A 6,021-nucleotide genomic window follows, 5' to 3' on the forward strand; every position below is an offset into this window, starting at 1 on the left:
ATTAAGGAAAACGCATGTTTACAGCTACCGATGTGTTAAAGCCAGAATTCAATGAGCAGTCGCTTGCTGATCTATGGTCGCTTATCTCACCATTATATATGGTGGATGAAACCCAATGGCTAGAGCAACTTCTGCCGCTAGCTACCCCTTCTGAGTCTGAAAAGCAGCAAATTACAGACAAAACGACGTCGTTGATTGAGTCTATCCGTGCGGATAAAACATCTATTCAGATGATCGATGCGCTGTTGCTTGAATATAGCTTAGATACTCAAGAGGGCATCTTGCTGATGTGTCTGGCGGAAGCCTTGATGCGTATTCCTGATTCAGCAACGGCTGATGCACTGATTCGCGACAAACTTAGCGTTGCGGATTGGAAATCTCACCTGAAGAATTCTGACTCGGTTTTTGTTAACGCATCAACTTGGGGCCTAATGCTAACAGGCAAGGTGGTTGGACTTTCATCTAAAGAGCAGAGTGCAGGTCAAGCGGTTAACCGTTTAGTGAACAAGCTTTCTGAGCCGGTGATTCGTAAAGCGATGCACCAAGCGATGAAGGTGATGGGCCACCAATTCGTTCTTGGCCGCAGCATTGCTGAAGCGCAAAAGAACGGTAAGTCTATGCGTGACAAAGGTTTTACCTACTCATACGACATGCTAGGTGAAGCGGCACTGACTACAGCTGACGCAAACAAATACTTCAAAGATTACCTAATGGCGATTGAAGCCGTAGGTCGAGACACGTATGTCTCTTCAAAATCGAGCCCAGCTCCATCGGTATCTATCAAGCTTTCTGCGCTTCACCCACGTTATGAAGTGGCGAACGAAGACCGCGTACTGACTGAACTTTGCGACACGCTAGAGCAGTTATTACGCCGAGCAGTAGAGCTCGATGTTGCGATTACGATTGATGCGGAAGAAGCGGATCGCTTAGAGCTTTCTCTTAAATTATTCGAAAAACTGTACCGCACTGACCTTGTAAAAGGTTGGGGTAAATTTGGTCTGGTTATTCAAGCATACTCAAAGCGTGCGCTACCAGTTCTAGTATGGCTAAACCGCCTAGCGAAAGAGCAGGGTGATTTGATCCCGCTTCGCTTAGTTAAAGGCGCGTACTGGGACAGCGAGATCAAATGGTCACAACAGGCTGGTTTCACTGACTACCCAGTTTACACACGCAAAGAAGCGACAGACGTAGCTTACCTTGCTTGTGCGCGTTACCTATTGAGTCCAAGTGTTCGTGGCAATATCTTCCCGCAGTTTGCGAGCCACAATGCTCACACAGTTTCTGCTATTGCAGTAATGACTGATCATAAAGACTTTGAATTCCAACGCTTACACGGCATGGGTGATTCACTTTACAACCATGCGATGGAAGCTTACCAACAGTCGGTACGTATTTACGCGCCAGTTGGTAGCCATAAAGATCTACTGCCATACCTAGTACGTCGTCTGCTAGAGAACGGTGCAAACAGCTCGTTTGTACACCGATTGGTTGATGCTCGCTGCCCAGTGGCAGAGCTGACTCAACACCCAGTCGATATGCTTCTTGCGTTCGATACGCTGAACAACACTAAGATTCCTCTGCCGCCAGCGGTATTCCCTGAGCGTAAGAACTCTTACGGTGTGAACATTGATATCGAAAGTGAAGCTCATCAATTCGAAGAGCAGGTTAAGTCTTTCCTTAACAATCAATGGACTGCTGGACCTGTGATCAACGGTGAATCTTTTGCCGAAAGCATGATCAAGGCTGATCTGAACGTTGAACAAGTCACGGCACCTTACGATCGTCGTATTAATGTCGGTCAGGTGGCTTTCGCTAACCTTGATCATGTTTCCGCAGCGATCACTGGCGCAGACGCAGCATTTGCTGATTGGAATGCAACTTCGGTTGAAACTAAGGCCGCTGCGCTTGAGAAGCTGGCTGATCTGATGGAAGAGAACCTAGCTGAGCTGGTGGCAATTTGTCATCAAGAAGCGGGTAAGACTATTCACGACAGTATTGATGAAGTGCGTGAAGCGGTCGACTTCTGTCGTTACTACGCAAAGCAAGCTGATAATCTGCAAGGTTTCGAACTAAAAGGTTTTGATGGCCAAACACGAATCGCCTCTCGACAAGGTCGTGGTGTGTTCGTTTGTATCAGCCCTTGGAATTTCCCATTGGCGATCTTCCTTGGCCAAATTACAGCTGCACTAGTCGCGGGTAACACGGTTGTGGCGAAACCTGCAGAGCAAACAAGCTTGATTGCAGCTCGCGCCGTTGAACTGATGAATGAAGCGGGTTTCCCTGCTGGCACGATTCAACTTCTACCGGGTCGTGGTGCTGAGATCGGTAGTGCGTTAACTAGCCACGATGCGATTGCAGGCGTTGCCTTTACGGGTTCAACACCAACGGCACAACGCATCAACGTGTCACTAGCAAGCCGCAACGCTAAGCCTGTGCCGTTTATTGCGGAAACCGGTGGTCAGAACGCAATGATCGTCGACAGTACCGCACTGCCTGAACAGGTGGTTCGTGATGTAATTCGTTCTGCCTTCGCTTCTGCGGGTCAACGTTGTTCTGCGCTACGTGTGCTTTACATTCAAGAAGACATTGCAGACCGTGTGATTGCATTGATTCACGGTGCAATGGACGAATTGAGTGTTGGCATTCCACATCTTCATAAAACCGATGTTGGCCCTGTTATCGACCAAAACGCGAAACAGAAGTTGTTGGCTCACTTAGAAAACATGACCAATACCCAGAAGAAGGTGGCTCAACTTTCTCTAGGTACGGATTGTGAACATGGTGATTTTGTTCCACCAAGTGCTTTTGAAATTGATGACATCAGCTGTTTGAAAGAAGAACAATTTGGCCCTGTGCTACACATCGTTCGCTTCAAGGCGAGTGAGTTAGCGCAAGTGGTAGACCAAATTAACCAAACGGGCTTTGGCTTAACCATGGGTATCCACAGCCGTAACGAAACAACTTACCGTTGGATCGAAAAACACGTTCGTGTGGGTAACTGCTACATCAACCGTGACCAAGTGGGCGCTGTTGTTGGGGTTCAACCATTTGGTGGTCAAGGCTTGTCGGGTACTGGCCCTAAAGCGGGTGGTCCTCACTACCTATATCGCTTTACTGATGTTCATTTCTCTCAATTACAAGACAAGGCATAAGGAGCAGTATCATGGTTCATCAAGTGACAGGTTTTTCTGATGCTTTGTTAGCGTGGGAACAATGGAATCTTACCGACTTTGATCATAAGAGTGCTCAGGTACTTTCATTCAAATCAGAGATCGAAAGTCAATCTGCGCCTTTGGCGGCAGTGGCAACTTATCATTTAGAGCAAGCGTCTGCGCTGCTTTCTGAGCATCACCTCATGGCGGGTCCTACGGGTGAAACCAATGAGTTGTACGCTGCCGGCCGCGGTGTGGCTTTGGTAATTGTTGATGATTGCGAACAGAAAGTGTCGGCACTGCAAACCGCAACAGCGATGATTACTGCAGCACTATTGGCAGGTAACAGCGTTCAATTGTGCAGTGATGACGTACAGTTCAACACCTTAATTGCTGATGCTGCGAAACAAGCGAATTTGCCAACTAACTTAGTACAGGTTGCCTCGTATGACGCTGCTCAACAGCTGCTGTCTTGCGATGTACGAAGTGCAGGTTATGTGGGTAATTCACAAACGGCACAAGCTATCAATTTACAGCTTGCTAAGCGTGACGGTGCAATCGTCGGTTTAGTCGCTGAAACGGATCTGACGGCAATGAATGTTGCTAATGATCCACACCTATCGCTGCGCTTCATTACCGAACGCACGCGAACTATAAATATAACAGCCGTGGGCGGTAACGCGACCTTGCTCGAACTTGGAAGCGAAGCTCACTAACCTTCAGTAAAATTGGCTCTAATCACTTTTGGTTTTTTCCACTTTTGGATTCATCCCATAGTGCTTTGGAGCCTGAATACCTAACTCAATGCACTCGCTTGCCTTTACGGTGAGTGCCTTGCATTGAATTAGGCATGGAAGGCTTTCTACAAAATGAGGACTATCAAATGATAGAAAACAGTTTTGCAATAACGACGACGTTCATTGCGTATCTAATTATGATGCTAGCGATCGGTGTTATTGCTTACAAACGTACATCTAACTCAACTGACTACTTCCTAGGTGGTCGTTCGTTAGGCCCATGGCCTGCTGCACTTTCTGCTGGTGCATCAGACATGAGTGGTTGGTTGCTACTTGGCCTGCCTGGTTACGCTTACGCTGCTGGCTTTGAAGCATTTTGGCTTGCTGGTGGCCTACTTGTTGGTACTTGGGCAAACTGGTTAATCAGTGCAAAACGTCTACGTACTTACAGCATTACGACTGAATCACTGACGCTGCCTGAGTTCCTATCTCGTCGTTTCAACGATAACTCTAAGCTGATCCAAACAATTTCTGCTTTCTTTATCCTTTTATTCTTCCTTTTCTACACAAGTTCAGGCTTGGTAGCAGGTGGTAAATTGTTTGAAACGGTATTCGGCCTAGATTACACAACGGCAGTAATTATCGGCACGGTATGTGTGGTTTCTTACACCTTGTTTGGTGGTTTCCTTGCGGTATCTTGGACTGACTTGGTTCAAGGTTTACTAATGTCTGCTGCGCTATTGATTGTACCAATCGCGGCAATGAACGGCGGCCTTGGTCAGCTATCTAGCGACCTACACAACATCAACCCAGAGCTACTAACGCTATGGAATGATGCGAAAGGTGAGCCTCTTTCTGCTATCGCGATCATCTCGCTAGCGGCATGGGGTCTAGGTTACTTCGGTCAGCCACATATCCTTGCTCGTTTCAAAGCAACACGTAGCAATAAAGACCTAACAACAGCGCGTCGTATCGCGGTGGTATGGACTGCACTGTCTATGATTGGTGCAATGCTGGTGGGTCTTGTTGGTCTAATCTACGTGACGAACTCTGGCGCACCTAAGCTAGACGATGGCGAGAAGATCTTCATGCTTCTTGTGAACGCGATGTTCCACCCAGTAATCGCAGGTATCCTACTTGCTGCAATCCTAGCGGCAATCATGAGTACTGCGGATTCACAACTTCTTGTTTCTTCATCTGCAATGGCAGAAGACTTGTACAAGCAAGTGCTTAAGAAAGATGCGACGTCTGAAGAGATCGTTCGTGTAGGCCGCTTCGCGGTTATCCTAATCTCTCTGATTGCTCTTGTGTTAGCGATGACGCCAGACAGTTCAGTACTTGGCCTTGTATCTTACGCATGGGCTGGTTTTGGTGCTGCATTCGGTCCAGCTATCGTATTGAGCCTGTACTGGTCTCGTATGAACCGTAACGGCGCTCTAGCGGGTATCGTAGTTGGTGGTGTTACGATTGTACTTTGGAAACAGTTCACAGGCGGTTGGTTCGATGTGTACGAGATCGTACCGGGAATCATCCTATCAACGATTTCTATCGTTGTGGTTAGCTTGATTACTGGCGAGCCAGAAGATGAAGTTAAGAAGCAACATGCTGAGTTCGAGAAGAACCTAGTTGAGCTAGACTAATTTACATTGTAAAGCAGATGTAAATTAGCTAAGAACATTGGCAACAACCAATTGATAAAAACAATAGAGTCACTTCGGTGGCTCTATTTTTTTGACCATTTCCTAATGCTTTCGACCTCGTGCTGGTCTATCTTCAATGACTCCAAACTCTTTTGATGGGCACTTGGCTCCATCATCTCAAACAGCTTGTGTCAGTTGTACATGTCTCTTCATTGCCCCCGCAATTCTCCATGACGTGACCCTAGTGTTCCTTATCAATATTGGTGTTTATTGCTTCGTGCTCGATCAATATGTTTTTTGTGATCATTAAAAGCCGAGTTTTTTATGTGGGTGCGACTTTTGTCTTATTTCAAATTCGGGTGAAGTACTGCCGTTATCGGGTTTTACAATGTAAATCGAAACCGAATGATTAAAGGGGGGGGGGGGGAAAAAAAGAAAAAGGATCTTGATGACGCTTGATATCAAAAAAAAAAGGGAAAATTGGCTGTTTTT

General features: G+C 46.7%; 3 protein-coding genes. All 3 read left to right on the forward strand.

The genetic code is table 11. The features are described from left to right. The first annotated feature begins 14 nt into the window (after nt 1-14). The 3 genes from putA to putP all read left to right on the forward strand — a co-directional run bounded on the left by putA (nt 15) and on the right by putP (nt 5,529). On the forward strand, nt 15-3,152 hold the full coding sequence (gene putA / locus FTW16_RS23535) for a bifunctional proline dehydrogenase/L-glutamate gamma-semialdehyde dehydrogenase PutA (protein WP_146492686.1): 3,138 nt from the start codon (nt 15-17) through the stop codon (nt 3,150-3,152). A gap of 11 nt (nt 3,153-3,163) precedes the next feature. Continuing rightward, nucleotides 3,164-3,868, forward strand: coding sequence for a 1-pyrroline-5-carboxylate dehydrogenase (locus FTW16_RS23540; RefSeq protein WP_146492687.1), 705 nt, complete (start codon nt 3,164-3,166; stop codon nt 3,866-3,868). Nucleotides 3,869-4,002: 134 nt separating this feature from the next. After that, nucleotides 4,003-5,529 (forward strand): sodium/proline symporter PutP, encoded by a 1,527-nt coding sequence (gene putP / locus FTW16_RS23545; RefSeq protein ID WP_186728108.1) that lies wholly within the window; start codon nt 4,003-4,005, stop codon nt 5,527-5,529. The last annotated feature ends 492 nt before the right edge of the window (nt 5,530-6,021 follow it).

This window comes from Vibrio sp. T20 (assembly GCF_007858795.1).
In the GTDB taxonomy this organism is placed as follows: Bacteria; Pseudomonadota; Gammaproteobacteria; order Enterobacterales; family Vibrionaceae; genus Vibrio; species Vibrio satsumensis.

What these genes read in the sequence shown, in the direction of transcription:
- putA (WP_146492686.1), top strand. Translation starts at nt 15, where the DNA reads ATGTTTACAGCTACCGATGTGTTAAAGCCAGAATTCAATGAGCAGTCG.
- FTW16_RS23540 (WP_146492687.1), top strand. Translation starts at nt 3,164, where the DNA reads ATGGTTCATCAAGTGACAGGTTTTTCTGATGCTTTGTTAGCGTGGGAA.
- putP (WP_186728108.1), top strand. Translation starts at nt 4,003, where the DNA reads ATGGAAGGCTTTCTACAAAATGAGGACTATCAAATGATAGAAAACAGT.